Genomic DNA, 25772 nt, shown 5'->3' on the forward strand with positions numbered 1-25772 from the left:
ACGGGCGCCCAGGAAGGGAGTTGGTCGCGGCACTCTCGAGTTACTTGTTCCGCAGACCTACTACCTCAAGAAGAAGTTCGAGGGGATGTCCACCCCGGAAGCCCTTCGGTGCCTCAAACGTCGGCTCGCTCGAGTCGTCTTCAACAACCTGAGAACCGACCGTCAAACCGGTGTTAGAACTTGCGTTCCGGCCGCCGCTTGACATAGAAGAAACGCATGACGAGCTACAGCACGCCGCCGACCGATGAGCAGATCGTCAGGGCCTTCACGTCGTACGCGAACGATCGTGCCGCGGCGGGCGTCATGATCGCTAAGGCCGTGACCGAGGTGTCGTTCGGCGACGGCCGGGTGAGGGTCGTGCTCGATCCGGCGAAGTCAGGAGCGCAGTACTGGGCGCTCATCGAGACCGCTGCGTTCGAGAACCTCGCCGAGCTGTTCGGCATCCCGGCAGCGTTCGATGACGACAAGGGCATCTGGCTGCGCACCCGCGTGGTGAGCGTGGACGTGCGCGATGTCGACGGCCGACCTCTGGGCATTTGCACGACGGGCGAACTGAACGACCGAGCCATCGGGCGGAGGTAATCAGTCGGCCCGCCGCACGCACACCACATCAAGCCCAGCACACGCGGTCCGCACGGCAGCCACAGCCGTCGGTACCTCCGAACAAACATGTCCGAGTTCAGGCCGAAGTCCTTCCGGGCTTTCAGGACCGTCATAGGTGTACCGCTCAGGGATGCTCAAACAGGACAGAATCTGAGAAGTGGCCCGAGAGGCGGGGGCGGAAAGAACTTCGTTTCCAGGACTCTTGAGTTCAACTGGGTGTATCTAACGGGGGCAGGCACAGGTATATCGATAATGAACCAGTGAACCCGCGATTCTCAGAGCCTGAGTACCAGCTCGTGTGGCCCCGTGATCTCTTCAAGGCTGAAGCTGCGAAGTTACTGAACATGCGCGACATCCAGGGCTGGGATGACGACTGCGCGCTTCTACTTGAGGATGCCTTTATCCGGGGATATCGGAGTGGACCACTGAGCGAGTTTTACGACGTACCCGCAGTTCTCGACCCTCGCATATGGGGGACGGAAACGGTCACCAGAACCACCAGCCGGTTGACGCCTCGTCAAGAGCATCTGCGCTTCTTGATGGCAAATGCGGATCAGCTCCGAGAAGATCCACCCCCGCGTCGACGCTACTGGAGTGCGCGAAAAGCAGGACAAGCCCCTGCGGCTACAGCTCTAGAAATGCCGACCCTGGTCCGTGAGTTCGTATCCCTCATCAGCGAATTCGACAACGCCGGGTATCTCGAAAACCGGTTCGGGAAGGACTGCGTAGACGACCCGCGCGATGACACCGTCCACACGCTGATCTATAAGGAACTCGGAGTGGAGGGGATCTGGCCATTAGGCACCGACCGTCTCACGGACGACACCGATCTTTTCTACGACATCGTTGAGCTGCTACACGATCAAGTCGCGCGGCCGAGCACTCGGTTCCACCACGACTACTGCGAATGTGGCTGGCATCATGGAAAGTTCGACATCGGGTCGGGTCGAATCGTTTATCGGTGGCGGGTGAACAAGCTCTTCGGCAACAGCGCTCTGGGACTGCGGCTATCCGGAGATGGCGAAGATATTGGCCGTTTGGTGACCGTTACAGATGAAGCGCGTACCGCCCTGGCCCAGTCTGTTGCTGCTCGTTCCGATGGGGAGTCAGCGGACCAGGTGCGCCATGCACTTGCCCTCTTCCGTGAACGGGGAAGCGACCGCAATCAGAAGAGGTCCGCGGTTTCTGCACTCGCCCTTGTTCTGGAGGAACGGCGGCATGGCGTACTTGCTGACGCGCTCGCAAAGAGTGATCGGGGAGCATTGTTCGACCTCGCCAACAACTTCCACGTACGCCACCAGGACGCCAAGCAAAAGCGGGACTATGACGACTTTTATCTTGACTGGATCTTCTGGGTGTACCTGTCCACCATCGAGCTGACAAACCAGGTTCTCGATGCTCAGCGGACTGGCTGATGTGACGCAGAATTCAAATCCGGTGACATGCACATGGTGCAGAGGCCGATCCAGTCTTCATAGAAGGTCGCACCAGCACCTCTCCAGATCCTCGAATGGAGCACGGAGATGCACGACCGTTCCACCTACCCCTGATCCAAGTGTCTGCACACACTGCTGGCTCTTTTCGAGCCTCTGCAGTGTCCTTTCTGCTCACCGGTCACCGGTGAGCAGGGTCCACCAGCTTTGCACGCCTTTCGCGGGCCGAAGCGCTGGTTCGAGCCCTTATCGAGGGCACCGGTATGTGCGGCGCGTCAGTTCCGCGGCTACGGCAAGTGTCGGTGGCACGTTCCCACCCAGATCGGCGGTCAGAAAGAGGACCTTCAACGTTCATCGTCTCCTTCGAGTCGGCGCTTCGCGGTGCGCTTGGCGAGCAAGATAGCGACAATCCCGCCGATCACTGAGGAGGCGGACATGAGGAGCTCGATCACGACGGCGAGGCCGATCGGGAAACTCATGCGAAAGTTCGATCATCAGCTGCTGTTTGATCCGGACGGTCGACGTGGTGCCGCCCGGAGAGTCATGGGGTCCCGCTTCAATGTGTGGAGTGGGTTGCTCGCGCCTCCCTCGGGGCGGCTCGCGCGCGATCACGGGTGATGAAGAGGAGACCGAACAGGATTCCTCCCGCTATGAAGTTGATGTCCATGAGGTGTGAGGCCCAGAGCGTCTCCGTGTTCGGGTCTGCCACCCCGTAGATCTGCTGGTAGGTCAGACCGGAGATGCCTCTGTCGGCGAGCCCGGTTTCTCGTAACCATGTGTCGATGAGACCGCTCATTCCCCTGGCGCACAGCATGATGCTCGCTATCGCTGAGTACGCGGTCATGACCCATGCGGGCGGCCTGTGCTGATCGGGGCGCATGCTCAGCACGATCAGGCCAAGTCCTATCGAGAATGCCAGGAGGATCGCGATGGTCAAGGCCACGGTCCCCATCGAGCCGACCTCGGGCGTGGTCTTCTCGGCGTCTCCGAAACCGATGGTTCCGCCGAGCTCCCAGTAGACGTGCATCCCCGCGAACAGCACCATCCACGCCAGGGCGCCGATTCTCGCCCGCAGACTCCACTGCCGCCTCCGGCCCTGGTTCATTGGCCGTCTCGATCGTGGTCAGCGATGAACGATGAGATCACGGGGAGGAGATCGTCGTGGTGCTCGATGTGGACGGCGTGGGACGCGTTGGGCTCGATCCGAACCCGCACATTGGGCATCGTGGTCGCGGTCTCAGCGGCGTCTTGTGCGTCATGGACCACGCTTTGTCCGGCGAGCACCGCGAGGGTCGGAGTCTCGATCCCGGCGAGCCTTTCGGAGGGGAGCTGTTCAGGGATGGGGAGTTTGGTTGCGTAGTGTCGCCGGCCATGGTCGAGCAGGCCCGCTAGGGGGCTGTTGGTGGCCGCGTCCGTGCCCCCGGAGATCCAGCTGGTGTACCAGGTCGCGAAGGAATCCGGCATCAGGGGAAAGCTGGCGACGAAACCGCCCACCAGGAACCGCTTGCTCACTGGCGCGAACACATAGGCGGGGTCGAGGAGGGTGAGGCTGGCCACGTGATCCGGGTGCTGGGATGCGTAGGTGGCGGCCGTCAGCCCACCGAAAGAGAAACCCGCCAGGTGGGCACGGTCAACGTCGAGTCCGGTGAGCACCTCGTGCAGCCAGTGGACCTGATCGTCAGCTGACGTAATCGGCTCGACCTGGTCAGACATGCCGGCCATACCCAAGGTGTCGATAGCGATCACCGGCCGCTCGGCAGCCAGGTCGGCGATGCTCGCATACCAGGTCACGGCCGGCCCACCGAAACCTGGAAGCAGCACCACAGGCGTGCGGTCGTGGTCTCCTGAAGGCGATGCCTGTGCCGTGAACAAGTACGCGCGCACCGTGCCGAAGTCAGTCTGGACGTCGTGCTGTTCGGTCGGCTCGGGCATCAGCTTCATCGCTTGCCCGTACAGGTGCTCGTACTGCTGCTTCGCCTCGTCGCTGCGCCAGTGACCGACCGGTGAATCGCTGCTCAGGAGCGCGATGTTCAGTCCAGTGAACCCCGCGCAGAACAGTGCCAGGGCGCTCACACCGATCACGGTGCTGCGGGTCACTCGACGCAGGCGTGGTCTCGCGGGAACCGGCTCCTTGCCACCCATGCTTAACTCCCTCATGTTTTCAATGCGGTCGCACCGTAGCATGCTTCAGGGCTGGAATGCAATGCGGGTGCATTGGTACGCTGGTGGGTATGCCGAGACATGTGGATCATGACGAACGCCGCGAAGAGATCGTGATCGGGGTGATCGCGGTGATGGCCGAGCAGGGCTTCGGAGCGGTGAGCTTGCGGAGTGTGGCGCAAGCCGCCGGAGTGTCGATGGGACGGGTGCAGCACTACTTCAGCAGCAAGGCCGAGCTGATCCAGCACGCCTGCAAGCTATTCATCCAACGCGCGACGGCGCAGCATGTCGAGTCTGGCCGGCTGCCCCGCAGGGAACGGCTCGAGGCTCTGCTCACGATGGGGATCCCCGGCTCGGCCGATGAGCGGGTCGGAACCGCGGTCTGGTATGAGTTTGTCATCGTCGGCACGAAGGATGACACGATCGCCGACTTGGTCGCAGCCGCCTGGCGAGAACGTCACGACAACATCGTCAAACTGCTCGATGTCGGCGAAGGCCGGCGCTCCCTCCCGTCGCACGAGGCGGCCAAGCTGCTCGCGGCGACCTCCGAGGGGCTGGCCGTCGCCGCGATGCTTGGACGCATCAGCGGCGATGATGCGCGTTCACTCATCGCGAAACAGATCAACGAACTGGAAGCCGATTCCCCATGATTCCGTAGACAACATCGCCGACGACCATCCGAGACCCACCCGTACGTCAGATCAGTTCATTCCACCACTGGAGGTTCCTATGCCCAAGGGCTACTGGGTCAGCGTCTACCGCACCATTTCCGATCCTGAGAAGCTAGCCGCTTACAACGAGCTGGCCCGGCTGGCCGTCGAGCCCGGGGGTGGCCGGACCCTCGTCGTTGGCGGTCGGGTCGCGGGGTATGACGCCGGAATCGCCGAGCGCACCGTCCTGGTCGAGTTCGACAGCTTTGAGCAGGCCGTCGCGGTGCGCGAGAGCGCTGCCTACCAGAAAGCACTGGCCGCCCTCTCCGACGGCGTCGAGCGCGACTTCCGCATCGTCGAAGGCATCGACTGACCGGGATCCTTCAGCCGGATCTTCACGGAATGCCCACAGAGCCGTAAGAAGCTCGACTCGCCGAGGTGCCTGCGGCCACGGTGATGTCGCGGCCTGGTGTTGCCAGCCATACGCGAAGGCGGCAGCGACCGGCCCGCCGTCCTGTGCGCGACAAGCCGCAGTTTCGAAGGCTGGGGCATCCGAAACCGCGACAGCACCGTTCGCGCCAGGCCCGGTGAGCCTGCGTGTCTCCCAGGCACCCGAGCCGAGCGACACCGCTGGTGCCGAAACGTGATCCGAGTCCGTTCCGATCTCTACCCGGTCGTGCGGCGTTGCCGGGCCACGCTCGCCTTGTCGATGTAGCCCTGGGCATTGTCGCACTACAACGACCCCAGGGGGCGTCGCGAACTGATCACGCAGCTGCAGTCACACGCGCGCGGCAGAGCGGGCGTGAGCAGTCTGTTCGACGCGCTGAGCGGCGCCGGAGATTCCTTTGAACTCGCGCGCATGGCCCTTGTCAGCTCACCGCCAGGCAAGAACGTGAACGTATTCGAAGAGAACCCAATTGGTATAGCCGCAGTGTGTTCTCCCATCGTCATGAAACATGTGGCCTCACATGTACCGGCCAGGCTGAATATCCTGCCCGATGACGAGAGGCAGATTCTGATCGACACTCTGCGCTTGGATCGACGCCGACGGATCAACAGCCAAAGCTGCCGCGCGACTCGTCTGCCACCCAAACACCGTCCGGTACCGGTTGCGGAGAATCGAGCAGCACATCGGCCGGCAACTCAGTAAACCTGCAGACACCGCAGCCATATGCCTGGCGTTAGAGATCGAGCTGGCGACGAAGTCCAAAAACGACACCTAGAACGGATGAACGCTAGCTCCGCGCTCTCACCTGGCTTCGGGTTAGCCGCGTTCTGCTAAAGCACCTTGAGCGGAACCGCTGAAGCGAATAATGGTCGCCTTGAACACCTGCGTGGGGTCGCCCTCAGATTGCGGAATCTCACCCTCTACATCTTGCCGTCACTCATCCACTCTGGTCAGTACCAGTCGCATCAACGTGCTCTAGCTCCGGAAGAAGGGGCCGGTATAGATAGTAGGTAGGCGCGAACTCAATGGCTGCACGCGCGAAGAAGGCGGCTATGCGCCGAGCGAAATGAATGCGGTCGGCGCGCTCTCCGACATCTACGCCTCACGACGTTCCTATGGTGAAGGCGAAGGGCATCACCGTCGTCGACGCGTCCTGGCCGTGAGGAGACGGACTTCATCCTGCGTGCGAGCACCTCCGACGAGACGGAACGGTCGTCGCGGAAACTACTCGATGTATCGGGTGACAAACTCTAATGACTGCCTAATACTTCCGTAAAAGCCACTGAAAACTCCGCTCCTAGCGTCGACAACGCAAGATCAACCAATCGATGGGAGCAGGAAATGAGCTGGACCAAAACACGAGTCGCATCAGCGTCGGGAGCATTCGCGGTAGCGGCAGCGGTGACAGCAACTTCAGTGGCGTGGGCGGACGATTCGGACACAACGGAGGGCTCATCGATCGCGACGCCGGAGTCGTGTGTGCAGCTCTTGCCGGAAGGTGTGAAGCCACCGCAGATCATCTTCGGAGAACAGGCCGCCGATGACGCGGTTCACTGTGTCGTGGCGCCAGGAACCGAACCAGGCGGGATGCCGACCCATATCCCGGATGACTGCGAGGTCATCCGTACTGATGATGCGATGAGCGAGGGGATCCGCGGAGAGGACGGTCCCAAGCGTGTGCTTCACCGCGCCGACCACCGCGTCAGCGGAGGTGAGCCTACGTGCGTTATCACCATAATCGAGCGAGATGGCGGTGAGGGCTGACAGGCATAGTGGTTCTATGCCGCATCCAATTTTGCTTGTGGATGACGACCCACGGGTCCTCACCTCCGTTGGGCGAGGACTTGAGGTGTCTGAGTTCCTCGTGCTCACTGCCGTGGACGGCGTCGCTGCCCTGGAAGCGGTGCGGAGGTCATCGCCCACGCTCGGCACCCCAGCAAATACCCACACCTAACAGCAAACCCCGCGTGAAGACCTAGCGCGGTAAACAAATGACTCATCATGTACCACTCCCCTACCAGGGGCGGGTTTGCTATTTGTGGCTGATTTTGAGGTATCGGCGCAGTGCTTCTTCCACGAGAGCGCTTCGGCTGCCCGCTCCCCACTCGGTGGCGAGGGTGTCGAGCTGGCGGATGTCTTCGGGGATGATCCCGGCCAGCGGTATCCGGGCCGGGGAGCTCGCGTGCCGACGCCGCCGCGGCTGCGACGGATCCACCCGCCGGAACAACCGGCTCGCAGCCGGAACCGCGGCGGTTTCCCGCCAGTGCGAGGCCAGATCATCAGCATGAGCTTCAACCGCGTCGAGCACAACCTGACCGTAAGAACGTGCCCGGTCCGGCTTTTCCTGGCGTTCCCGCATGGTCAGCTTCCGCAGCGTCTGATACACCTCAGGCGCCACCACCGCTTCCGGCGGTGCGGACCGCGCCGACCGCACAGCCGACGCCGATTGTGGTGCACTCACACTCGCCCGCGCAGGCTCATCCGGCGCCGGGCTAGCCTGCACGGGCCGTATCGGTGTCGGCCGCGGAGGACTCTGCGGCAGCAAAGAATCAATATCCCCGCCAAGCGCATTCGGATCAAACGCGCCGCGCCGCTTGGTGCTGCTCATGACACACCCCCCGGCACCGCAGCGGTTTCCCGCTCCGCGACCCGCTGCAGAATCTCACGAGTCAGCAACTGATAATCAGACGCCAAACCAGACGGATCACGCGACCACATACGCCGCTCCCCCGCGATCTTCGTGCGCAACTGCTGAATCCGGGTGCGCTGATGCTCCTCCGCAGCAGCAACCAGCTCCGACGGTGTCAAATGCCTGGTCCGCAGATCCACCGCAGCAGCACGATCCGAGCGGATCATCGTCTGAAACGGCTGCGCATTGCTCCCCTCCAGAAGATCCTCAATCTGGCTCATCGCGTCCCTGTTCCGCACCGTCGCCCGCGGATTCACATCGAACAGGACCACACCGAGCAGCTCGATCGCCGCGCCGTCCCGCCGCGCCCGCAGATAACGGCGAGCCAGCAGTTCCACACCGGACAGGCTGGCATCATCATCCTTAGTGGGCACCACCAGATACGTACAGCTGCCCAGCAGCGCATCCAGCAACGGTGCGTCTCCTGGGCCCGAGTCCACCAGCACCAGGTCATAACCTTCTTGCTGCTGCAGAGCCGACATCACCTGAACGAGGTTCGCGCGCATGTCAATACCCGAATGCGCCGCCGTGTTCGCGGCAGCACCAACGAGCGCGAGCGCGGTCCCACCCGCAACGAGATCCAGATTAGGCCGCACATCTTTGAGCGGCGTCAATGGCTGGGCATACTGCAGCGCCATACTCAGCGCTCCCCCGCCATCACCTTCCACACCCAGGTCGGAGACAGTGGCGTTGGCCTGCTGATCGGCGTCGACAATAAGAACGCGGCGTCCAGTCGCGGCCACCATACTCGCCACCGAAGTGACGATCGACGTCTTCCCAACGCCACCTTTCTGGTTCGCGACAAGGACACTGCGCAAGGGCTGTGTGGTCATACCTGGGAGATTACTTCCCGCAGGTTTAGATGTCGTCGTGTGACACGGTTCTGATGCTGTCCTGCAAGGTATTTGAGACCTGCGGCAGTAGCGGTCGTAGAGTGGTATCGCCGCGTGACCTGTTAAGGGGCATGCCCGGCCCCGATATATACCTTCGCCGTGGGTGCATCACACGGCCCTCCCTAATCCCACTCGCATGGGTGTACGTATGGTCTTACAACGGGCGTTGCTCAGCCCCTGCGCAGACTCTTATACACCGCCTTGCTTAACGCCTGCTACACGTCACGGCTTTTGTCTTACTACGTCTTTGTGTCTGGTGGTTCCCAGGCACATGCATGCGACGCTTTATGGTCCTTTCCTACGCCCGTTGCAGGTCCGTTGTACACACCGGAGCCAGATACTCTCTCCTTGTCTGGTCCCCCTCCGTACGCCGAGTACGGCGCAATTCCTTTTTTGCGACACAGCAAACTCCTACCTATCGGCCCTATCTATTCCCCTGTACCGCCCGATTGTCAGTCACTTGCTAGCGACGTACGCCAGCCTGTGACAGGGCGTCTTGTTCAGCCGTACAAAGCGTCGGCTTATGGCCAAAACAGCTGGCATAGCTAGCGTCTGCCAGCAGGCCGCGAAAAGGCGTACTACATGGCTTTTCCATTGCTTTAGCAGGGCCTTTTCCTACGCATTGCCTCTGACGTTAATTACGGCCGGTGACATGACGTGTGGAAGAGGATGTCTCCAGGCCGGTCCTCCGACACGGCGCATGGGCCGCACAGCCGACGGTCGCGGGGACCGGTCGATGCCCGTGTAAATTCCTCTTGGGTTAACGATTACCGCAGGTAGCGAGTGGCGTTGTCGGTGAGGTTGGCGGTGGTATAGATGTAGCGGTCGAGCATTTCGTAGGACGCGTGGCCGGTCTGCTGACGGATGAGTCTGACAGGGACGCCCTTCTTCGCCGCGGTGGTAACGAATCCCGAGCGCAGCGAGTGGGCGCTATATGTGTTGGAGTCTTCCCCGATCGCGCGAACTGCGTTTTTGACAATGTGAGTGATGGTAGCGGGGAGAGGCGGGCGGAACGGTTCCCGTTACGGCTTCCGCCGATGTTCGTAAACAGGGGCCCCGGTTGCTGTCCGCGTATCTGCAGCCACTGTTTCACCGCCATAACGGGGCACGTGTCGCTGGCTTGGTAGTTGATGGGGATATACCTGCCGCGGCCCTTCTGGTCGGTTTTGGATGCGCGGAGGTGAAGGAACATCCCGTCGTCGTTGTCGTCGTCGAAGGTCACGTCGGCAAGGTCAATGCTGATGAGTTCGGAGCGGCGGAATGCGCCGTAGAACCCGGTGAGCAGATAGCTTTGTTGCGTCGGCCTAGGGGAGTGGCGGGTAAAGCGCGCGCTGCGGCGTCGAGCTTTTGGAGGGAGAGGGCGCGTGCACGTCCTGGCGTGGCCTTCTGTGCGCGGGCGATGTAGTCGAGCGTGTAATCGAGGAGATTGTCTTCACCGCTGCGGTATTGGGGCCACGGCTGGCTGGTCGCGGCATGCCAGGCTTTTAGGCCCGAGATTCGGCGGGCGAGTGTTACTGGGCTCAGCAGTTCGTCGTCGCTGTGACGCGTTGCGGCCGAATCACCCCAGTACAGAAGGTAGCCGATCAGGGTTTGTTCCCCGGCGGGCAGCGCGGTAATTTCTCGTTTTTCGCACCAGGTTTCGAAGTGTGTCCGGTCGGATTTGTAGGCGCGGGGGGTGTTTGGTGCGCACAACGCTTGGCGCATGCGCGCACCGTATTCAGCACGGAATGTCGCCTCATCCGAGAGGACACCAGGCGCTGCGCCGCCTGCTGGCGGCCGGTCGAGTGTAGTCACGAGCAGGCCCGGCACCCTCTCTGGCAGTGGGGGATTGTCTTGCCTGACTGTAGCTTTCGACTCTGACAATCCGACCCGACAGAGGATTACCTGTCACGTGACGTATTAACACTGGAGGGTCTAGTTGGCATCGTGGAAGATCAATCAGTTCAGGGGAATTGATGATAAGTCGCTATTACCGTCAATTCGACGGCGCACGAGACTGCGAGGGGGGAGCACACCTCTGCCTGCCAGTGCCGGGCAGGCAGAGGTGGTTTGCCGGATCTCTTTGTGCGTGTCCAATTAATTTTCCTCGCCCGCAGCATCCGGACGAGTACGAGCAAGCACGCACCTGCATATGCAGTCTGGGTCGAATACGCGATGTTCGATTTCGACGTGCCCTGCGGCGACGGCGTCACCACTACACCCCCGCTCAGTCCACACTAAGAATGGAGGGACCCGCGTCCGGCCGTCCTGGATCGACCTCCGCAAGCTTCCGGATACGCGCATGCGTGCCAGTGAAGGTCGGCACGCACCTGCGCCCAAAGTTCGTAGCCACCAGATTGTCAGGCGACGGCTATCGCTGAGAGTGCGGATCGTCGGCGCAGGGCCCCGGGGTCGTATCCACCCTGCACTCACGTTACGAGGACACTCCACGAATGACGGCCGTGTCCCCATCAGCCGCCTGTCGACGCCACCGTACCTGGCCCGGAACTCCCGAAGCTGGCCTGAGCCGCAAGGTAGCGCTGTCTCGGTCAGCGGTCGGCTTTGACCTGGTCTACTGTTCGGCTCATGCGCCAGGATTGGTCGGTTGAGGATCTGGTCGCGTCGTGGACGCTGATCGGAGAGGACTGGCGTCTTGTCGGGAACAAGACTGGGGCTACCCGTCTGGCGTTCGCGGTGATGCTGAAATTCTTCGAGATCGAGGCCCGGTTCCCGAGCCAGGCCAGCGAAATCCCTACCGATGCGGTGGCTTACGTCGCCGAACAGGTAAGTGTCGACCCGACGGAGTTCCCAAACTATCGGTGGGCGGGCAGGACGATCGAGTACCACCGCGCCCAGATTAGGGCGGTGTTCGGGTTCCGGGAGTTCACCCGTGCTGACGAGGACAAACTCGCGGATTGGCTGTCGCTTGAGGTGTGTCCGGTCGAGCTGCGCGATGAACAATTGCGGGAGGCTTTGCTGGTTCGGTGCCGGGTTGAACGGATCGAGCCACCGGGCAGGATCGAGCGGATCATCCGGTCGGCGCGAGCGGGTTTCGACCAGCGTTTCTGTAGCACGACGGTGGATCGTCTCGGTGAAGACTGTGTAGCGCGGCTGGAAGAACTGGCCGGTTCGCCGCTGCTGGCGGAGTTGAAGGCCGATCCCGGCCAGCTCGGGCTCGAAACACTGTTGCGTGAGATCGGCAAGCTCGATTCGGTCCGTAGTCTTCAGCTGCCGGAAGGTTTGTTCGCCGATGCCTCGGACAAGTTGGTGCATGCGTGGCGTGCTCGCGCAGCCCGCTCGTATCCATCGGATTTGAAGGCAGCACCGCGAGCGATTCGACTGACCTTGCTGGCTGCGTTGTGCTGGGTTCGGTCGGCAGAGATCATCGACGCGCTGGTGGATCTGTTGATCGGGTTGGTGCATCGGATCAACGCCCGCGCCGACCGTCGCGTCGAACGCGAGTTGATCGACGACCTGCGGCGAGTTCGGGGCAAGGAGTCGATCCTGTTCCGGATCGCTGAAGCAGCGGTGGACCACCCTGATGACACGGTTCGTGACGTGTTGTTCCCGGTGGTCGGTGAGAAGAAGCTGCATGATTTGGTCCGGGAAGCCCGCGCCAACGAGCAATCGTTCCAAGCCCGGGTCCGCACTGTGCTGAGGGGCTCGTACAGCAGCTACTACCGGCGGATGCTCCCAGCACTGTTGGTTGCCTTGGATTTCCGCTGCAACAACACTGCCTACCGGCCTGTCATGCAAGCGTTGGATCTGCTGGCCCGCTACGCGAACACTGATGGGAAGGCCCGGTTCTATGCACCCGATGATCTGGTGCCACTCGACGGGGTTGTTCCGCGAGCATGGCGTGACGCGGTGCTTGATGACCGGGGTCGGATCGAACGCATCCCCTATGAGCTGTGCGTATTGATCGCGTTGCGGGATGCATTGCGACGCCGAGAAATCTACGCCGGTGGCGGGAACCGGTGGCGCAACCCTGACGAGGATCTCCCTCGCGATTTCGACACTGCACGCGAGATCCACTACGCCGCGTTGCGGAAGCCGCTCGACGCCAGCGAATTCATCACTAGCCTGCAGCAACGGATGAGCGATGCCCTGTCGCGACTGGATGCCGCGTTGACCGACCGCAGCGCTGGTGTCAGCCTCACCACGCGAGCCGGGCAGCCGTGGATCACCGTGCCCCGACTCGAACCACTGCCCGAACCAGTGAACCTCGCCGCGGTAAAAGACGAAGTACAGCGACGATGGGGCACCCTGGACCTTCTCGATGTGCTCAAGGAAGCCGACTTCCTTGCCGAGTTCACCGGCGAATTCACCTCAGTCGCCTCCCGTGAAGTGATCGACCGCGACACGCTGCGGCGGCGCCTGCTGCTGTGCCTTTTCGCCCTTGGTACGAACATGGGTATCCGCGCGATCGTGGCCACCGGTGAACACGGTGAATCAGAAGCCGCGCTGCGGCATGTGCGGCGGCACTTCATCACCCGCGACAACCTGCGCCGAGCGATCGCCAAACTGGTGAACTCGACATTCGAGGCGCGTGACCCAGCATGGTGGGGCAACGGCACTACCTGTGCGAGCGATTCGAAGAAGTTCGGGTCGTGGGAATCGAACCTGATGACTGAATGGCATCAACGCTACGGCGGCGCCGGGGTGATGATCTACTGGCACGTCGAACGCCGCTCCACCTGCATCTACTCCCAGCTGAAATCGTGCTCGTCGTCTGAGGTTGCAGCGATGATTGAAGGGCTGCTGCGGCACTGCACCGACGCGGACATCGACACCAGCTACGTCGACACCCACGGCGCATCAGTCGTCGGCTTCGCATTCACCGAACTACTGGGGTTCCGGCTGTTGCCCCGGTTGAAAAACATTGGCTCGATCCGGCTTTACCGTCCCGACGACACCTCAGCATACGGGCAACTCAGCCCAGTCCTCACGCGCCCGATCCGCTGGGACGTGATCACTCAGCAGTACGACCAAATGGTCCGCTACGCCACCGCACTACGGCTCGGTACCGCCGAATCCGAGTCGATCCTGCGCCGGTTCACTCGAGGCGGACCAAAACACCCCACCTACCAGGCCCTCGAAGAATTGGGTCGCGCGGTACGCACGATCTTCGCCTGCGACTTTCTCGCCTCACCAGAGTTGCGGCGGGAGATCCACGGCGGCCTGCAAGTCGTGGAGAACTGGAACTCCGGCAATACCGTCATCTTTTACGGCAAAGACGGCGACCTGACTGGCCCCGACCGCGAACACACCGAAGTATCGATGCTTGCCCTTCACCTGCTCCAGTCCGCCCTGGTCCACATCAACACCCTGCTGGTTCAGGATGTCCTCAACGATGCCCGGTTCCGCGAACTGATCGGCCCCGACGAACGGCGTGGACTGTCACCACTGTTCTGGTCCCACATCAACCCCTACGGACGGTTTCGCCTCGACATGGACTCACGCCTCGGCCTGACCGGCAGCTGAAATCTCCCGCAGTCCGCGCCTACACCTACAAGTGACCACCAAAGATCACATACGTGAGGGCTCGGAACATCATGCGGAATCAAGCCAGGCGGCGCTGACCGCGTGTATATGCGCATAAACGAGCATTTTCGGCAAGGTGCCGAAACGCTTCGCCGCGCCGACAGCTTCTTTGCAAAACCCTTTGCGAAACATCCGGTTCGGAACATACAGTTTTGATAGGTTTTCGCAAAGGTGGAGCGGGTATGCGCAACGCTTACGACGAACTCATCAACCCCGAGGGTGATCCCCGCTCCATAGCCTATGCGCGCGTCTCTACCGCCGATCAAGACCCACAGCTGCAGATCGATGCCCTGACCGCACACGGATGCCGAAGGCTATTCATCGAGAAGGTCAGCTCGCGCGAGAAGGACCGCCCCGGTCTAGCAGCCGCGCTCCACCGGCTCGACCCGGGCGACACCCTCGTCGTCTGGAAACTCGACCGGCTCGGACGCTCGGTTACCGAAGTCGTCGGTCTCGCCGAGAAACTCCATGCAATCGGCGTCGGCCTACACATCCTCGCCGGAACCCTCGAAGGCCGCTACAGCGCAACCGGGTCCGGGAAGTTCTTCTTCACCGTCATGGCAGCCTTCGCCGAACTCGAACGCGACCTCATCCACGAACGGACCATGGCAGGCCTGGCCGCGGCGCGTGCCGCAGGACGCGTCGGCGGCCGGCCGCGCAAGCTCGACCCCGACAAACTCGCTGCCGCCAGAGCAAGACGCGCACGAGGAGAATCCCTGCCTCAGATCGCCAAAGCGCTGAACGTCTCCGCCTCCACTATTCACCGGCACCTCAAACAGGCCGATTCAGGTTAAGAACCCAGTCAGCGCAGCCAACCTTCCCGGACCAATCGCTACCTTGCGGCTCAGGCCAGCTTCGGGAGTTCCAGGCCTACCTGGCGACCCATCCTCTAGTGAGGTTCTCGTGCGTCGCCACCGCCTTCGCTCCTACGTTCGCACCATAGCGCACTCGTGTGCGGTACTGTGCGTAGAGTTTGTGGAGGTGCAATCCGATGTCGGCAATCAAGGATGTGCTTGACCGGTACAACGTGGGTTTGACGGAGCAAGACCTGGCGAGCGAGCTCGACGCGGCACTGCGATCGGTTCAGCGTCCCGGCTCCGCGCCGCTCACCGCCCATGAACTGGACTACCTCAGCCAGCATGCTGGTGAGGGCACCGATGCGGTGCTAGCGCAATGGGATCCCGCAGACGAACAGCATCGCCACGCCGTCGCCGTCGCCAGCTCCGTTAAGGATCTCGTTGCCAGTTCCCTGAGCCGGACGCAGGCAGCACGGCAGCTAGGGGTCGACCCGTCGGGGATTTCACGCCGCATCCACGAAGATGCCCTGTGGTCGTTCAAAGTGGGTTCACGACTCCGCATTCCAAGCTGGCAGTTCGCCGGGAACGCCCTACTTCCCGGGCTGGCTGAGGTGGTTGCGGCGATCCCGGAAGGTGCGCATCCCCTCGATATCGCCGCGATGATGACCAGCCCGCACGAGTTCCTCGATGGCCACACGCCAGCGCAGTGGCTTGCCGCTGGCCGCGACCCGGGCGTCATCGTCAGCATGGCTGCAGACTTCGATCGGTGGTGAAACCGAAGGTTCCTCGTGAACCACATTCGCCGCTAGTTCGCAATGAGGGTGACGTCATCGAGTATGCCGGTCCAGTGTGGAGAATTCACCGAACCCGCGGAACGCATGTCCTGCCGTGGAACTCGTTTCGTGAGTTCGGTCCCGTAGTGAGCTCGCGCTACGATCCGCACCCTCCGGAGCGGGGAATCCACCCTGGTTTCGGCATCATGTATACCGCGTGCAGTGTGCGCACCTCTGTGGCGGAGGTATTTCAGACCACTCGCAGGGTCAACACGATGACCGGTGCGCCCTACCTGACTTCGTGGATGCCGGTCCGGCCGCTGAAGTTACTTGATCTCACGCAGAGCTGGGCAGTGAAAAACAATGCCGCGTACGCGCTCACGGCGGCTCCGCGGCCGACCTGCCGGGCTTGGTCTCATGCCATTCACCAGCAGTGGGAAGACCTCGATGGGCTGTGGGCGCCGTCCACGATGACCGGTGAATCCATGCCGGTGCTATATGACCGGGCAGCAGCGGCGATCCCGTCCGCACCTGATTTTTCGAGGCCACTCTCGCATCCGCTGGTGTGGTCACTGATTGAACGAGCCGCCGAAACAGTCGGCTACGGTGCACATTAACCGTGAGAGGGCATACCTATTCCTTGGAGTGCGACTGTGATGAAGTCGGGGAATCCGGGCGTGGTGAAATCGATACGGGGCCGGGAGCGGCGCGTAGATAGTGCCTTTCGCGATAGGGAGGCACGTAGGGGACTGATTTGCTGGGGTTTTGCCCAGATTCCGCGATCTGATCAAGGATGTCCACCAAACGGGGTCACCTCAATCGAGGTGGATTACTGAGAAATGTTTGAGGGTTTTGTTTAGTGTGAGCTGAGTCGTGCTGCTGTGCTGTGGCGGTGGCGTAGCGTGCCGCTAGTGATCTCCGAGTATGCGTACGGTCCGGATTGGCTGAATCCGGCGGCCATCATTGAGCAGTTCGGCGCGTTTGGTTTTGCTGCCGTTGTGGTGATCGTGTTTATCGAGTCAGGTCTGCTAGTGGGGTTTTTCCTGCCGGGCGATTCGCTGTTGTTCACCGCTGGACTGTTTTCCGCGACGCATCCGGATTCTTTTGCGCCTTTGTGGCTGCTGATGGCGTGTGTTCCTGTCGCGGCGATTCTGGGGGACCAGTTAGGCTACGCGATTGGGCGCAGGGCAGGCCCTGCGATTTTCAGCAGGCCAGAGTCGCGTGTGTTCCGCCGTGAACACGTGCGGAAATCGGAAGCCTTCTTCGCTAAGCATGGGCCCAAAACTGTTGTGCTGGCCCGGTTTGTGCCGATCGTGCGGACGTTTGTTCCGGTTATCGCCGGTGTGTCCCGTATGCATTACCGCACGTTCTGCATCTTCAATATTATCGGTGGTATTGCGTGGGGCGCAGGGCTGACCTTGCTCGGGTATGTGCTCGGGGACCGTGTTCCCTGGGTGCGTGACAACCTTGACCTGGTTATCGTGCTGATCGTCGCATTTTCGGTGATGCCGGTTCTGGTCGAGTTTACTCGCTCCCGCCGTGCTGCTGCGCGAGCAGAGGTCCAGTAGCGCAGAACCCTTGTTCCGTCGGGCGGGTGCTTTGACAGCGCGGCATCATAGGCAAGTCAGGGAAGCAATGTGTACTGGGACGTGGATGTGGTGGGAGGCCTGCTGATGTGGCAGTGTGATCGCTTCAAGGAGGCAGTGGTTGTCTGATGTGGCGCTCGCAGCCGCCGCTGAGGAGCAAATGTCGTGGCTTCAGGTTCTTGTTCTGTCTATGGTTCAGGGTTTGACTGAGTTCCTTCCAGTGTCTTCTTCCGGGCATTTACTTCTCGCGGGCGAGGTGTTTTTCGGCGCTGATGCGGGGGCGTCGTTCACGGCTGTGTGCCAGCTCGGCACTGAAGCCGCGGTAGTCGTCTATTTCGCGCGGGACATCGCCCGGATTGTCAGGGCCTGGATCCGTGGGATCTTTATCCCGAGTGTGCGGAAACAGGCCGATTACCGTCTAGGCTGGTTAGTCATCGCGGGTTCGCTGCCGATCGGGGTACTGGGGTTCTTCTTCCGTGACGATATCCGGACGGTAGCGCGTAATTTGTGGCTGGTCGCGGCGATGCTGATTGTGGCCGGGGTGATCCTCGGTGTCGCTGAGTACGCTGGTCGAAAGCAGCGCGAACTCAGCACACTTACGCTGCGTGACACGCTTGTAATGGGTACCGCTCAGGCCGCTGCGCTGATTCCGGGGGTATCACGGTCAGGAGGAACGATTAGTGCTGGCCTTTTCCTAGGTCTGTCGCGGTACGCGGCCGCGAGGTACTCGTTTCTGCTCGCGATTCCCGCTGTGGTTGCTTCAGGGCTGTTCAGCCTTCCGGATGCGCTGAGCCCGCAGAGTTCTGGGCTCACAGCGGATGCGTGGCAACTCTCAGTTTCGGTGGGTATCACGTTTGTTGTTGGTTACGCCTGCATCGCGTTCTTCCTCGCTTTTGTGCAGCGCTATTCGATGTACTGGTTTGTTGGGTACCGGATAATTGTAGGCGGCGGTGTGCTTATGCTTCTCGGTACCGGAACTATCAGCGCTAGTTAACACGTTACGTGGAATGCTGTTAGCTCGTTTTGGAGGCGGTGGTGGCGATTTCTCCGGCGAGTTTTTCGATGACGTCCTCGACGTATTGCTGCACCGAAGGTCGCTTGAGGCCGTCCTTGAGGCTGGTGGTGGCGGTTACCCGGTTGATCGTCCGGAGGTGGTCCGAGGAAGTCCTTGATGTGCACGTAGCCGGTGCAGTCAGTGGGGCTTCTGCTTCTTGATAGCGGCGCTGCTGGCCGTCAGCATCCTGCGCAACCCGGATGTACCCGAACCCATACTCAATGAGCGTGGGCAGCCGATCCAGGCACCGGCAAGTAACTGGCGGGCCGCCGGTATCACCATCGGGTCCTTTGTGGCGTTCGCGGTGCTGCTGCTGCCTGCCGGATGGATAATTGCCGGAGCCGTTGTGTTCTGGGGAGTGACGGTGGGACTGGGCGGTACAAACTATCTGCGTAACCTGCTGATCGGATTTGCGATGTCCTCAATCGTGCAGCTGGTTTTTGCGGGAATGCTCGGTCTCACTCTTCCACCCGGCGTGATGGGGATGTTCTGATGGACTCAATAATTGGTCTGATCGGGGGATTCGGCGATGTCTTTACCCCCACCAACCTGCTTTACGTTCTCATTGGTGCGCTGATCGGCACTGCCGTCGGAGTCCTTCCGGGGCTGGGATCGGCGATGGCAGTAGCGTTGCTGTTGCCGATCACCTTCACTCTCGACCCGCTAGCCGCATTGGTTATGTTTGCCGGAATCTACTTCGGTGGGTTGTTCGGTGATGCCATATCCGGCATCCTCATGAATACTCCGGGCAATTCCACGGCAATCGCTGGATCGATCGAGGGACACCGGATGGCGAAGCTGGGGCGTGCCCCACAAGCACTGGCGACCTCAGCGATCGGTGCGTTCATCGGAGGAATGATCGCCACCGTGCTGGTGGTGTTCTTTGCGCCCACCCTGGCGGATCTGGCCACGAAGTTCGGGCCGGGCGAATACTTCGCACTCGCGCTGTTTGCGTTCATCGCCACCTCTGTGGTTGTGTCCGACTCCGTCCTTAAGGGTATGGCGGCGCTACTGATCGGATTGGTGCTGGCCATGATCGGCACCGATCAGGTCAGCGGGTCGCAGCGCTTCACTTTCGGGAACGTTGCACTGTTTGACGGTGTGAGCATTGTCGTGATCACTGTGGCGATGCTCGCGGTCGGTGAAGTCATCTACATCGCTTCGCGTATCGGAAGACCGGACGACCGCAGCCTCGTTCCTTCGAAGGGCAGGCCGTTTCTCACCAGAGCCGAGTTCCGCGAAGCCCTCCCGGCATGGTTGCGCGGCACCGCATTCGGTGTCCCGTTCGGGGTCATCCCTGCGGGTGGCGCTGAGGTCCCGACGTTCCTTTCCTACGGTGCCGAGCAGCGGCTGGACCGCCGCCGGAAGTTCCCCATGTTCGGCAAGGGCGCGATCCGTGGAGTTGCCGGTCCCGAAGCGGCCGGCAACTCCACGGCCGGCACAGCGATGGGGGCGCTTCTGGCTCTGGGGCTGCCGACCTCCGCGACCGCGGCGATGCTGCTCGCCGCCTTCCAGCAGTACGGTATGTAGCCGGGCCCGCTGCTGTTCACCCGCAACGCCGAACTCGTCTGGGCCCTGCTCGCCAGCCTCTTCATCGGGATGGTTGTCCTGCTCATCCTGAATCTGCCGTTCGCCCCGCTGTGGGCGAAGTTACTGAACATCCCCCGCGAATACTTGTACGCAGGGATCGCCCTGTTCGCGTGCTTCGGTGTGTACGCCGCTAGCGCCTCACTCGTTGATGTCGTGTTCATGCTCGCCCTGGGTGTCCTCGGGTTTGCTATGCGGCGATACGGCGTTCCTCTCGCACCGGTACTGATCGCGGTCATCCTTGGCCCACTGGCGGAAACTTCGCTGCGCGCTGCGATGAACAACTCGGAGAATAACCCGCTCACGCTAGTAAGCACACCCATCACACTTACCCTCTATTTCTTGCTGATCGTTGTCATCGCGATCAGCGCATACAATAAGTTGCGCCTCCGCACGAGTGCAGATCTGTGACGTGTCCGGTGGCCGCGGCTCGCGCCACCAGCTGCAAAGCCGACCGAACCGAATAGATCCTCAGTCCGATATCGAAAGGTACGTGTTTCATCCATGAGACGCGCTAAGCGAAAACCTCGAAGACAGCCCCCGCCCCCGAAGAACGGCCACTGCGCAGCCGAATACCGGACTCCGCCGTGCTGACCGTCCTTGGAATCGCGCTCGGCATCCTCGTCGTCGTGGTTATTACCGCCGTCACCGGTTACTTCGTGGCGCAAGAGTTCGCTTACATGGCAGTTGACCGCTCTCGCCTGAAGGCCCGCGCCGAAGATGGTGACACCGCCGCCGCACGTGCCCTATCGGTCACACGCCGCACCTCCTTCATGCTCTCCGGCGCGCAGCTGGGCATCACTGTTACTGGCCTGCTGGTCGGATACGTTGCCGAGCCGCTGATTGGGAGCGGAATTGGCGAGCTGCTGGGCGGTGTCGGCGTCCCGACCGCCGTTGGGGTAGCCATAGGAACCGTGCTCGCTGTGGCTCTAGCCACCATTGTGCAGATGGTCTTCGGTGAGCTGTTCCCCAAGAACCTGGCAATCGCGCGGCCCGAACCAGTTGCGCGCTGGCTGGCTCTTTCCACCACAATCTATCTGAAGCTATTCGGCTGGCTGATCAAGCTGTTCGACGCGTCGTCGAACCTGCTGCTGCGTACACTGCGCATCGAACCGGTCCACGACGTGGAACATTCAGCCAATCCCAGGGACCTCGAGCACATTGTTGCGGAATCCCGCGACACCGGGGAACTCCCGAAGGAACTGTCGACGCTGCTCGACCGCATCCTCGACTTCCCGACTTGTACCGCCGAGCATGCAATGATCCCGCGATCCCGGGTCGACTACGTATCCCTGGACGAACCGGTAGTGCAGGTGTTAGCGAAGGTGAGCACCGGACACACGCGCTACCCGGTTGTCGGCACGTCCACTGATGACCTGCGTGGTGTGGTGCACCTGCACGACCTGCTCGCCCGCGACGCTGCCACCGGCACCGCCGCGACGGTGTGCCGGCCCGCGGTGATAGTACCTACCACCCTGCCACTGACAGAGGTGCTGGCCCGGTTAACCGAGGCCCGCGAGGAGATGGCACTGGTGATCGACGAATACGGCGGCTTCGCTGGTGTCGTCACCGTCGAGGACATCGCTGAGGAACTCGTCGGTGAGATCGCCGACGAACACGATCCCGCCATCGAGGCCGACGTGATCACACCCGAAGGTGACGGCTGGCTCGTCCGCGGAGACCTGCATCTCGACGAGCTCGCCCGCACACTGGACTACGAACTTCCCGAAGGTAACTACGAGACTCTCGCCGGTCTGGTCATTGCAGAATATGGCGGGCTGCCAGCGGTCGGGGACACCGTGGTGATCGCCCTCGAGCCGGACCCAGCCGACCTCGTGCACGACGCCGACCCGCCCACCCGGAGAATGATCGCCGAAGTCCGTGAGGTCGCCAGCTACGTACCGACGTCACTGCGGGTCACCATACAAATCGATACGGCCAGACCCGTCGCAACGGGCGACGAGGAGAACGACAATGAGTAATCCCTGGATCGTCCTCGCCGTCACAGTCGGGCTGATCACGGCGAGCGCATTCTTCGTTGCGGTGGAGTTCGCACTCATCGCCGCCCGCCGCCACCGTCTCGAAGACGCCGCCCCGCACAGCCGTTCAGCACGCGCTGCCCTGCGCAGCGCCTCGGAACTGTCGGTGCTGCTGGCCGGTTCGCAACTCGGTATTACCGTGTGCACCCTGGCTCTCGGTGCGGTAACCAAGCCGGCAGTGCACCATTGGCTCACCCCAGCATTCGAAGCCGTTGGTGCCCCGCTGTGGGTCGCTGATGTGGCCGGATTCGTTCTCGCACTGGTCATCGTGACCTTCCTGCATCTGGTGGTCGGGGAGATGGCCCCGAAATCGTGGGCAATCGCGCACCCGGAAAAGTCGGCCACGATGCTCGCGATCCCCATGCGCGCATTCATGTGGCTGACCCGGCCAGTCATCGCGCAGCTCAACCACCTGGCTAACTGGTGCCTGCACAAGGTAGGCGTCGACCCCGTCGATCAGGTCAGTACCGGGCAAAATTCGGACACGCTCCGGCATCTCGTTGAGCATTCAGCCACGGCCGGAACGCTCGACGAGCGCTACCACGGTCATTTGACGAGCGCACTCGAACTCGAGGCCCTCACCGTGGGTGACATCGTTCGGCCGAATGCCCGGCCGAGTAGCGTGCCGCCCGAGGCCACCTCTGCCGAGATACGGGACACCGCCCGCCGGACCGGTCACCTGAGACTGCTGGTACGCGGAAACGGGCACGTCGACGGCGTAGTCCACGTGCGCGACAGTCTCCAGGCGGCACCCACACTCACCGCAGGTGAACTCATGCGCCCGGCCCTCACCGTCGATGCCGGCATCCCCGTCTACGAGGCACTGCGGATCATGCGAGAGACACGGAGCCACCTTGCAACCATCACCAACGATGGCAAGGTGACCGGGATAGTCACCCTCAGCGATGTGCTAGAACGCCTGCTTCCAATCACCCAAACGGTGGCCGACAGTCAGCACACCTAGTAGTAAACCGCCTGTAAGTATTTGGGTGGCCGACCCGGTGCTGGCTGACAGGATCAGTGTCGTCGCGACAACCGGTGGGACTCGTGAAAAACGGCCGCTGGCGGGACGCAGTGTCACCTGGCCCACGTCATCAGTCTCGCTAGCCCGAATCTTCGGGCACGCCATGGCGCTCCTGATGTTCGCCCATGGGCGGAGCCTCCTGTACGCCCATGCGCACGGGATTACGTTAGGGCGTATGTATGGGCTTAGTATAGCGGTGCTGCGAAAATTGGCTAGATAATCGCGCAACTTTGGGTCAGGCGAAATGCCACGTCGTTCTATGCACCCCTTTTCTGTTGAGGCGGTAGTTCACTCCTTTGTAGTTTCATCCAGACTTCGTGCTGCTCCTCAGTGTGGTTGCAGCGGACGGCGAGCTCGGGGCCGGTGTAGTTCTGTGGTGGTGTGCGCCAGCCGTGTTCGTCGCAGTGGGGGCAGTGTGCGCGCTGGCGGCGCTGCTCAGCTGCTTCGGTTTCGCGGGCGATGTCGGCGGCAGCGGGGCGGTCGTTGAGGTCGAGGGTTGTGAGGATTCTGCCGATGAGTCCGATGGGGCGGTGGGGTTTGTGGGGAAGATAGTGGCCGAGTGATTGCCAGTCGCGTAGCGCCTGGTTGAGATCCCGGCCGCTCCAGCCGTGGCGGGCAGGTTTGGTGAGGACACGGGCCCACCCATGGGGGGTGTGTCTGTGCGCCCAGCGTGGTGTTGAGGGGTCGGAAAGCCAGGTTCTGGCGAGCCACAGCCCGTCCGGATCGACAGGGCGGCCTGGCTCGGTAGGTGAGGGCGCCGTAGGCGCTCGTTTTTCCACAGGCTTGCCTGTAGTTATTTTTCTCTCAACGTAAGAGGTAATTTCAGAGTGACCCCTACGGGGGTGGGTGGACATTTTGTTGTGTGGCGCACTTTTTACGTGCGAGTTATCCACAGGGATAGTGGGTTTGGGGTGGTGGAGTGCCCACACCGAGGCCCAGCCGCGGGCGTGGTCGCCGCAGCGCCAGGAGGCCATCCGTTCGGTGCGTGTGCGCTGGCGGCCGCGGAGTATTTCGGTGGCAAGGCCGAGTTCGCGCAGGAGGTTGCGGGCGCGGGTGACAGTTTTTGTGGCGCACTGGAGTTTCGCGGCGATGGTGGTGTTGTCGACGCGGGAGTTGCGGCCGGTGGCGTGATCTGCGGCATCGGCCATGACGGTCGCGACGCGCAGGAGTGTTTTGAGGCTAACCCCCGCTGTGAGGTTGCGGCGGGCCTGGCTGTAGTGGCGCGTGTAGACACGCTCGAGGTCCGCTAGCCATGTATCGCGGCGGTACCAGCAGGGAACGCCCTGGTATGCATCGGGTTCGAGTTCCAGCGCGACAGGTCGAGTGGGGGCGAGCGCGGCCACTATTGCCGGTGCAGTGCGCGCGGTACCGCGCCTGCGCCGAGTGTGGGTACAGCCGCGGTATCGCGACACACACGGTGTTTTGGCTGAAAACGTTGAAGCGATATGAGGGTATGCGCTACCCTCAGAACTGCCTGTAAGCAATTCTGTCCTCTCAGTTGGACCAGACCGAAACGAAGCGCCAACTTCGTTTCACCCTGACGAAAGTTTCAAAACCCCCCTTGCCCGGGGGTTTTCGTCATTTCTGGGGTGTGTGTCTGATCAGTGACGAATGCAGTTGTCCGATCGATGTGCTGGGGTACCTCCTTCCCGCCGGAAGCTGGGTGCAGCTCTTACGGCCACACTCGGTTGGGGATCGATGCCGAGGGCCGCCAAGATTTAGGTGGATGCTCGTCGAATTCGGTTGAGTCAGTTGACGTACCGGCCTAACGCGACCAAACGGCTGAGCGATGCGACGCGGCAACTGGGAGGCTTGGTGAACGTGCAATGACCCACTAAGCGCCCCTGGGAGGGGCAACAAGACTCTGAACGGCGAGGTCATGCGACAAGTTTCCACGTGATGTTTATGGAACTTTGTGCGTGTTTCGCTCGTGTTCAGTTGAATGGTGTGAGGGTGCACGGTACCCTCAAAACTGCCGACAAGCAGTTTTGCTCCTCTCAAAGGGGCAGCACAGGATCAGAGAAAGCCTGGCTCTCTGGTTGGCTCTTAGAAGACCCCGGTGGCCGCCGGGGTCTTCTTGTCTCTGCAGATCCTGTACCGCCGGTATGTACGAGTCCGCTCGTGTTTAGGCGGTCTTCTGCAGTGGCAGTACCTCCTGGTAGTCCACAAGATGCGTCCGGCCGGTGTGCTCAGCAATCAGCACAGCAATCAGGTCGTTCGCGGTGATTCCTCGGTCCTGAGCCGCCTTTTGCAGGGCGGCTTTCAACTCGGGGTGCATGCGCGCGAGAAAGGCTTCTCTCGGCCCCTTGCTCGGGCGACCAGGTTTGCGTAATCCAGCCATGGGCACAATCTTGCCGTTTTGGCTATCCGCTAACGGGGAGGACACGCCGGCGAGTTGCGGATAGCCAATTTCGAATGCAGGTGGCGCTTAATGACCATCAGCGCATCGGCTGCCCAATGTGGCGCTATTGAAGGGAAATGTGATGACACCCTTGGGTACACCAAGTTTCGGA

Annotated in this window: 26 protein-coding genes and 1 pseudogene; 18 read left to right on the forward strand and 9 right to left on the reverse strand. The window is 61.6% G+C overall.

Features of this window, described 5'->3' with window-relative positions:
• The first annotated feature begins 216 nt into the window (after nucleotides 1-216).
• Nucleotides 217-582 carry a hypothetical protein gene (locus FHU29_RS22080; protein ID WP_064442663.1) on the forward strand — a complete coding sequence of 122 codons (366 nt, stop codon included), beginning with the start codon at nucleotides 217-219 and terminating at the stop codon, nucleotides 580-582.
• A gap of 281 nt (nucleotides 583-863) precedes the next feature.
• Nucleotides 864-2018 carry a hypothetical protein gene (locus tag FHU29_RS22085; RefSeq protein ID WP_064442662.1) on the forward strand — a complete coding sequence of 385 codons (1155 nt, stop codon included), beginning with the start codon at nucleotides 864-866 and terminating at the stop codon, nucleotides 2016-2018.
• Nucleotides 2019-2380: 362 nt separating this feature from the next.
• On the opposite strand, the gene FHU29_RS23470 is transcribed toward FHU29_RS22085, so the two are convergent.
• The 3 genes from FHU29_RS23470 to FHU29_RS22095 all read right to left on the reverse strand — a co-directional run bounded on the left by FHU29_RS23470 (nucleotide 2381) and on the right by FHU29_RS22095 (nucleotide 4178).
• The gene (locus tag FHU29_RS23470) at nucleotides 2381-2515 is read right to left on the reverse strand and encodes a hypothetical protein (protein ID WP_260153022.1); all 135 of its coding nucleotides are present in this window, start codon (nucleotides 2513-2515) and stop codon (nucleotides 2381-2383) included.
• Nucleotides 2516-2592: 77 nt separating this feature from the next.
• On the reverse strand, nucleotides 2593-3141 hold the full coding sequence (locus FHU29_RS22090; RefSeq protein ID WP_064442661.1) for a DUF3995 domain-containing protein: 549 nt from the start codon (nucleotides 3139-3141) through the stop codon (nucleotides 2593-2595).
• Nucleotides 3138-4178: an alpha/beta fold hydrolase gene (locus FHU29_RS22095; RefSeq protein WP_183377663.1), complete on the reverse strand. Its 1041-nt coding sequence runs from the start codon at nucleotides 4176-4178 to the stop codon at nucleotides 3138-3140. Before FHU29_RS22095 ends, FHU29_RS22090 begins: the two co-directional genes overlap by 4 nt.
• A gap of 89 nt (nucleotides 4179-4267) precedes the next feature.
• Between FHU29_RS22095 and FHU29_RS22100 the strand changes: the two genes are divergently transcribed.
• The 5 genes from FHU29_RS22100 to FHU29_RS22120 all read left to right on the forward strand — a co-directional run bounded on the left by FHU29_RS22100 (nucleotide 4268) and on the right by FHU29_RS22120 (nucleotide 7248).
• Nucleotides 4268-4846, forward strand: coding sequence for a TetR/AcrR family transcriptional regulator (locus FHU29_RS22100; RefSeq protein WP_183377664.1), 579 nt, complete (start codon nucleotides 4268-4270; stop codon nucleotides 4844-4846).
• A gap of 79 nt (nucleotides 4847-4925) precedes the next feature.
• Nucleotides 4926-5219 carry a DUF1330 domain-containing protein gene (locus FHU29_RS22105; protein ID WP_064442658.1) on the forward strand — a complete coding sequence of 98 codons (294 nt, stop codon included), beginning with the start codon at nucleotides 4926-4928 and terminating at the stop codon, nucleotides 5217-5219.
• A gap of 664 nt (nucleotides 5220-5883) precedes the next feature.
• A complete protein-coding gene (locus FHU29_RS23865) occupies nucleotides 5884-6069 on the forward strand; it encodes a helix-turn-helix domain-containing protein (protein WP_083962616.1) in 186 nt (61 codons plus the stop codon).
• Nucleotides 6070-6635: 566 nt separating this feature from the next.
• Nucleotides 6636-7058: a hypothetical protein gene (locus tag FHU29_RS22115; protein ID WP_064442656.1), complete on the forward strand. Its 423-nt coding sequence runs from the start codon at nucleotides 6636-6638 to the stop codon at nucleotides 7056-7058.
• Nucleotides 7059-7074: 16 nt separating this feature from the next.
• The gene (locus FHU29_RS22120) at nucleotides 7075-7248 is read left to right on the forward strand and encodes a response regulator (protein WP_157095462.1); all 174 of its coding nucleotides are present in this window, start codon (nucleotides 7075-7077) and stop codon (nucleotides 7246-7248) included.
• A 78-nt stretch (nucleotides 7249-7326) separates the two neighbouring features.
• Here the strand turns inward: FHU29_RS22120 and FHU29_RS22125 are convergent, their stop codons facing one another.
• From FHU29_RS22125 to FHU29_RS22140, 4 genes are all read right to left on the reverse strand, one after another.
• Nucleotides 7327-7902 (reverse strand): hypothetical protein, encoded by a 576-nt coding sequence (locus FHU29_RS22125; protein WP_064442655.1) that lies wholly within the window; start codon nucleotides 7900-7902, stop codon nucleotides 7327-7329.
• Complete coding sequence (locus FHU29_RS22130) at nucleotides 7899-8816, reverse strand: ParA family protein (RefSeq protein ID WP_064442654.1); 918 nt, start codon at nucleotides 8814-8816, stop codon at nucleotides 7899-7901. Before FHU29_RS22130 ends, FHU29_RS22125 begins: the two co-directional genes overlap by 4 nt.
• A gap of 827 nt (nucleotides 8817-9643) precedes the next feature.
• Complete coding sequence (locus tag FHU29_RS23870; RefSeq protein WP_083962621.1) at nucleotides 9644-9865, reverse strand: tyrosine-type recombinase/integrase; 222 nt, start codon at nucleotides 9863-9865, stop codon at nucleotides 9644-9646.
• A 229-nt stretch (nucleotides 9866-10094) separates the two neighbouring features.
• On the reverse strand, nucleotides 10095-10670 hold the full coding sequence (locus FHU29_RS22140) for a hypothetical protein (protein ID WP_064442653.1): 576 nt from the start codon (nucleotides 10668-10670) through the stop codon (nucleotides 10095-10097).
• A 771-nt stretch (nucleotides 10671-11441) separates the two neighbouring features.
• Here FHU29_RS22140 and FHU29_RS22145 point away from each other — a divergent pair.
• The 11 genes and pseudogenes from FHU29_RS22145 (at nucleotide 11442) to FHU29_RS22195 (ending at nucleotide 23199) form a co-directional block, all read left to right on the forward strand.
• Complete coding sequence (locus FHU29_RS22145) at nucleotides 11442-14339, forward strand: Tn3 family transposase (RefSeq protein ID WP_064442682.1); 2898 nt, start codon at nucleotides 11442-11444, stop codon at nucleotides 14337-14339.
• 242 nt (nucleotides 14340-14581) lie between these two features.
• Complete coding sequence (locus FHU29_RS22150; protein ID WP_064442681.1) at nucleotides 14582-15193, forward strand: recombinase family protein; 612 nt, start codon at nucleotides 14582-14584, stop codon at nucleotides 15191-15193.
• 197 nt (nucleotides 15194-15390) lie between these two features.
• Entirely contained in the window at nucleotides 15391-15969 is a 579-nt protein-coding gene (locus FHU29_RS22155; RefSeq protein ID WP_064442705.1) for a hypothetical protein, read from the forward strand.
• Nucleotides 15963-16586, forward strand: a complete 624-nt coding sequence (locus FHU29_RS22160; RefSeq protein WP_064442704.1) for an RES family NAD+ phosphorylase — start codon at nucleotides 15963-15965, stop codon at nucleotides 16584-16586. The genes FHU29_RS22155 and FHU29_RS22160 overlap by 7 nt, the downstream gene beginning before the upstream one ends.
• 285 nt (nucleotides 16587-16871) lie before the next feature.
• Nucleotides 16872-17537: a VTT domain-containing protein gene (locus FHU29_RS22165; protein WP_198156575.1), complete on the forward strand. Its 666-nt coding sequence runs from the start codon at nucleotides 16872-16874 to the stop codon at nucleotides 17535-17537.
• A gap of 178 nt (nucleotides 17538-17715) precedes the next feature.
• Nucleotides 17716-18549 carry an undecaprenyl-diphosphate phosphatase gene (locus tag FHU29_RS22170; RefSeq protein WP_064442651.1) on the forward strand — a complete coding sequence of 278 codons (834 nt, stop codon included), beginning with the start codon at nucleotides 17716-17718 and terminating at the stop codon, nucleotides 18547-18549.
• A gap of 13 nt (nucleotides 18550-18562) precedes the next feature.
• Entirely contained in the window at nucleotides 18563-18727 is a 165-nt protein-coding gene (locus FHU29_RS22175; RefSeq protein ID WP_157095459.1) for a hypothetical protein, read from the forward strand.
• Between the two features lie 39 nt (nucleotides 18728-18766).
• Nucleotides 18767-19102, forward strand: coding sequence for a tripartite tricarboxylate transporter TctB family protein (locus FHU29_RS22180; RefSeq protein WP_083962614.1), 336 nt, complete (start codon nucleotides 18767-18769; stop codon nucleotides 19100-19102).
• Nucleotides 19102-20607, forward strand: a pseudogene (locus FHU29_RS22185) (tripartite tricarboxylate transporter permease). The gene FHU29_RS22180 and the pseudogene FHU29_RS22185 overlap by 1 nt, the downstream one beginning before the upstream one ends.
• 176 nt (nucleotides 20608-20783) lie before the next feature.
• On the forward strand, nucleotides 20784-22178 hold the full coding sequence (locus FHU29_RS22190; protein ID WP_064442649.1) for a hemolysin family protein: 1395 nt from the start codon (nucleotides 20784-20786) through the stop codon (nucleotides 22176-22178).
• Nucleotides 22171-23199 (forward strand): hemolysin family protein, encoded by a 1029-nt coding sequence (locus tag FHU29_RS22195; protein ID WP_064442648.1) that lies wholly within the window; start codon nucleotides 22171-22173, stop codon nucleotides 23197-23199. Before FHU29_RS22190 ends, FHU29_RS22195 begins: the two co-directional genes overlap by 8 nt.
• A 317-nt stretch (nucleotides 23200-23516) precedes the next feature.
• Here FHU29_RS22195 and FHU29_RS22200 read toward each other — a convergent pair whose 3' ends face one another.
• Nucleotides 23517-24671 (reverse strand): Replication protein Rep, encoded by a 1155-nt coding sequence (locus tag FHU29_RS22200; RefSeq protein WP_341478993.1) that lies wholly within the window; start codon nucleotides 24669-24671, stop codon nucleotides 23517-23519.
• Between the two features lie 713 nt (nucleotides 24672-25384).
• Complete coding sequence (locus tag FHU29_RS22205) at nucleotides 25385-25600, reverse strand: hypothetical protein (protein WP_157095457.1); 216 nt, start codon at nucleotides 25598-25600, stop codon at nucleotides 25385-25387.
• Nucleotides 25601-25772 lie beyond the last annotated feature (172 nt).

Source organism: Hoyosella altamirensis, assembly GCF_014191505.1.
Taxonomy (GTDB): domain Bacteria; phylum Actinomycetota; class Actinomycetes; order Mycobacteriales; family Mycobacteriaceae; genus Hoyosella; species Hoyosella altamirensis.

Coding starts and splice junctions, on each gene's coding strand:
- FHU29_RS22080 (WP_064442663.1), top strand. CDS start 217: ATGACGAGCTACAGCACGCCGCCGACCGATGAGCAGATCGTCAGGGCC.
- FHU29_RS23470 (WP_260153022.1), bottom strand. CDS start 2,515: ATGAGTTTCCCGATCGGCCTCGCCGTCGTGATCGAGCTCCTCATGTCC.
- FHU29_RS22090 (WP_064442661.1), bottom strand. CDS start 3,141: ATGAACCAGGGCCGGAGGCGGCAGTGGAGTCTGCGGGCGAGAATCGGC.
- FHU29_RS22095 (WP_183377663.1), bottom strand. CDS start 4,178: ATGGGTGGCAAGGAGCCGGTTCCCGCGAGACCACGCCTGCGTCGAGTG.
- FHU29_RS22100 (WP_183377664.1), top strand. CDS start 4,268: ATGCCGAGACATGTGGATCATGACGAACGCCGCGAAGAGATCGTGATC.
- FHU29_RS22105 (WP_064442658.1), top strand. CDS start 4,926: ATGCCCAAGGGCTACTGGGTCAGCGTCTACCGCACCATTTCCGATCCT.
- FHU29_RS22115 (WP_064442656.1), top strand. CDS start 6,636: ATGAGCTGGACCAAAACACGAGTCGCATCAGCGTCGGGAGCATTCGCG.
- FHU29_RS22120 (WP_157095462.1), top strand. CDS start 7,075: ATGCCGCATCCAATTTTGCTTGTGGATGACGACCCACGGGTCCTCACC.
- FHU29_RS22125 (WP_064442655.1), bottom strand. CDS start 7,902: ATGAGCAGCACCAAGCGGCGCGGCGCGTTTGATCCGAATGCGCTTGGC.
- FHU29_RS22130 (WP_064442654.1), bottom strand. CDS start 8,816: ATGACCACACAGCCCTTGCGCAGTGTCCTTGTCGCGAACCAGAAAGGT.
- FHU29_RS22145 (WP_064442682.1), top strand. CDS start 11,442: ATGCGCCAGGATTGGTCGGTTGAGGATCTGGTCGCGTCGTGGACGCTG.
- FHU29_RS22150 (WP_064442681.1), top strand. CDS start 14,582: ATGCGCAACGCTTACGACGAACTCATCAACCCCGAGGGTGATCCCCGC.
- FHU29_RS22155 (WP_064442705.1), top strand. CDS start 15,391: ATGTCGGCAATCAAGGATGTGCTTGACCGGTACAACGTGGGTTTGACG.
- FHU29_RS22170 (WP_064442651.1), top strand. CDS start 17,716: ATGTCGTGGCTTCAGGTTCTTGTTCTGTCTATGGTTCAGGGTTTGACT.
- FHU29_RS22175 (WP_157095459.1), top strand. CDS start 18,563: ATGCTGTTAGCTCGTTTTGGAGGCGGTGGTGGCGATTTCTCCGGCGAG.
- FHU29_RS22195 (WP_064442648.1), top strand. CDS start 22,171: ATGAGTAATCCCTGGATCGTCCTCGCCGTCACAGTCGGGCTGATCACG.
- FHU29_RS22205 (WP_157095457.1), bottom strand. CDS start 25,600: ATGGCTGGATTACGCAAACCTGGTCGCCCGAGCAAGGGGCCGAGAGAA.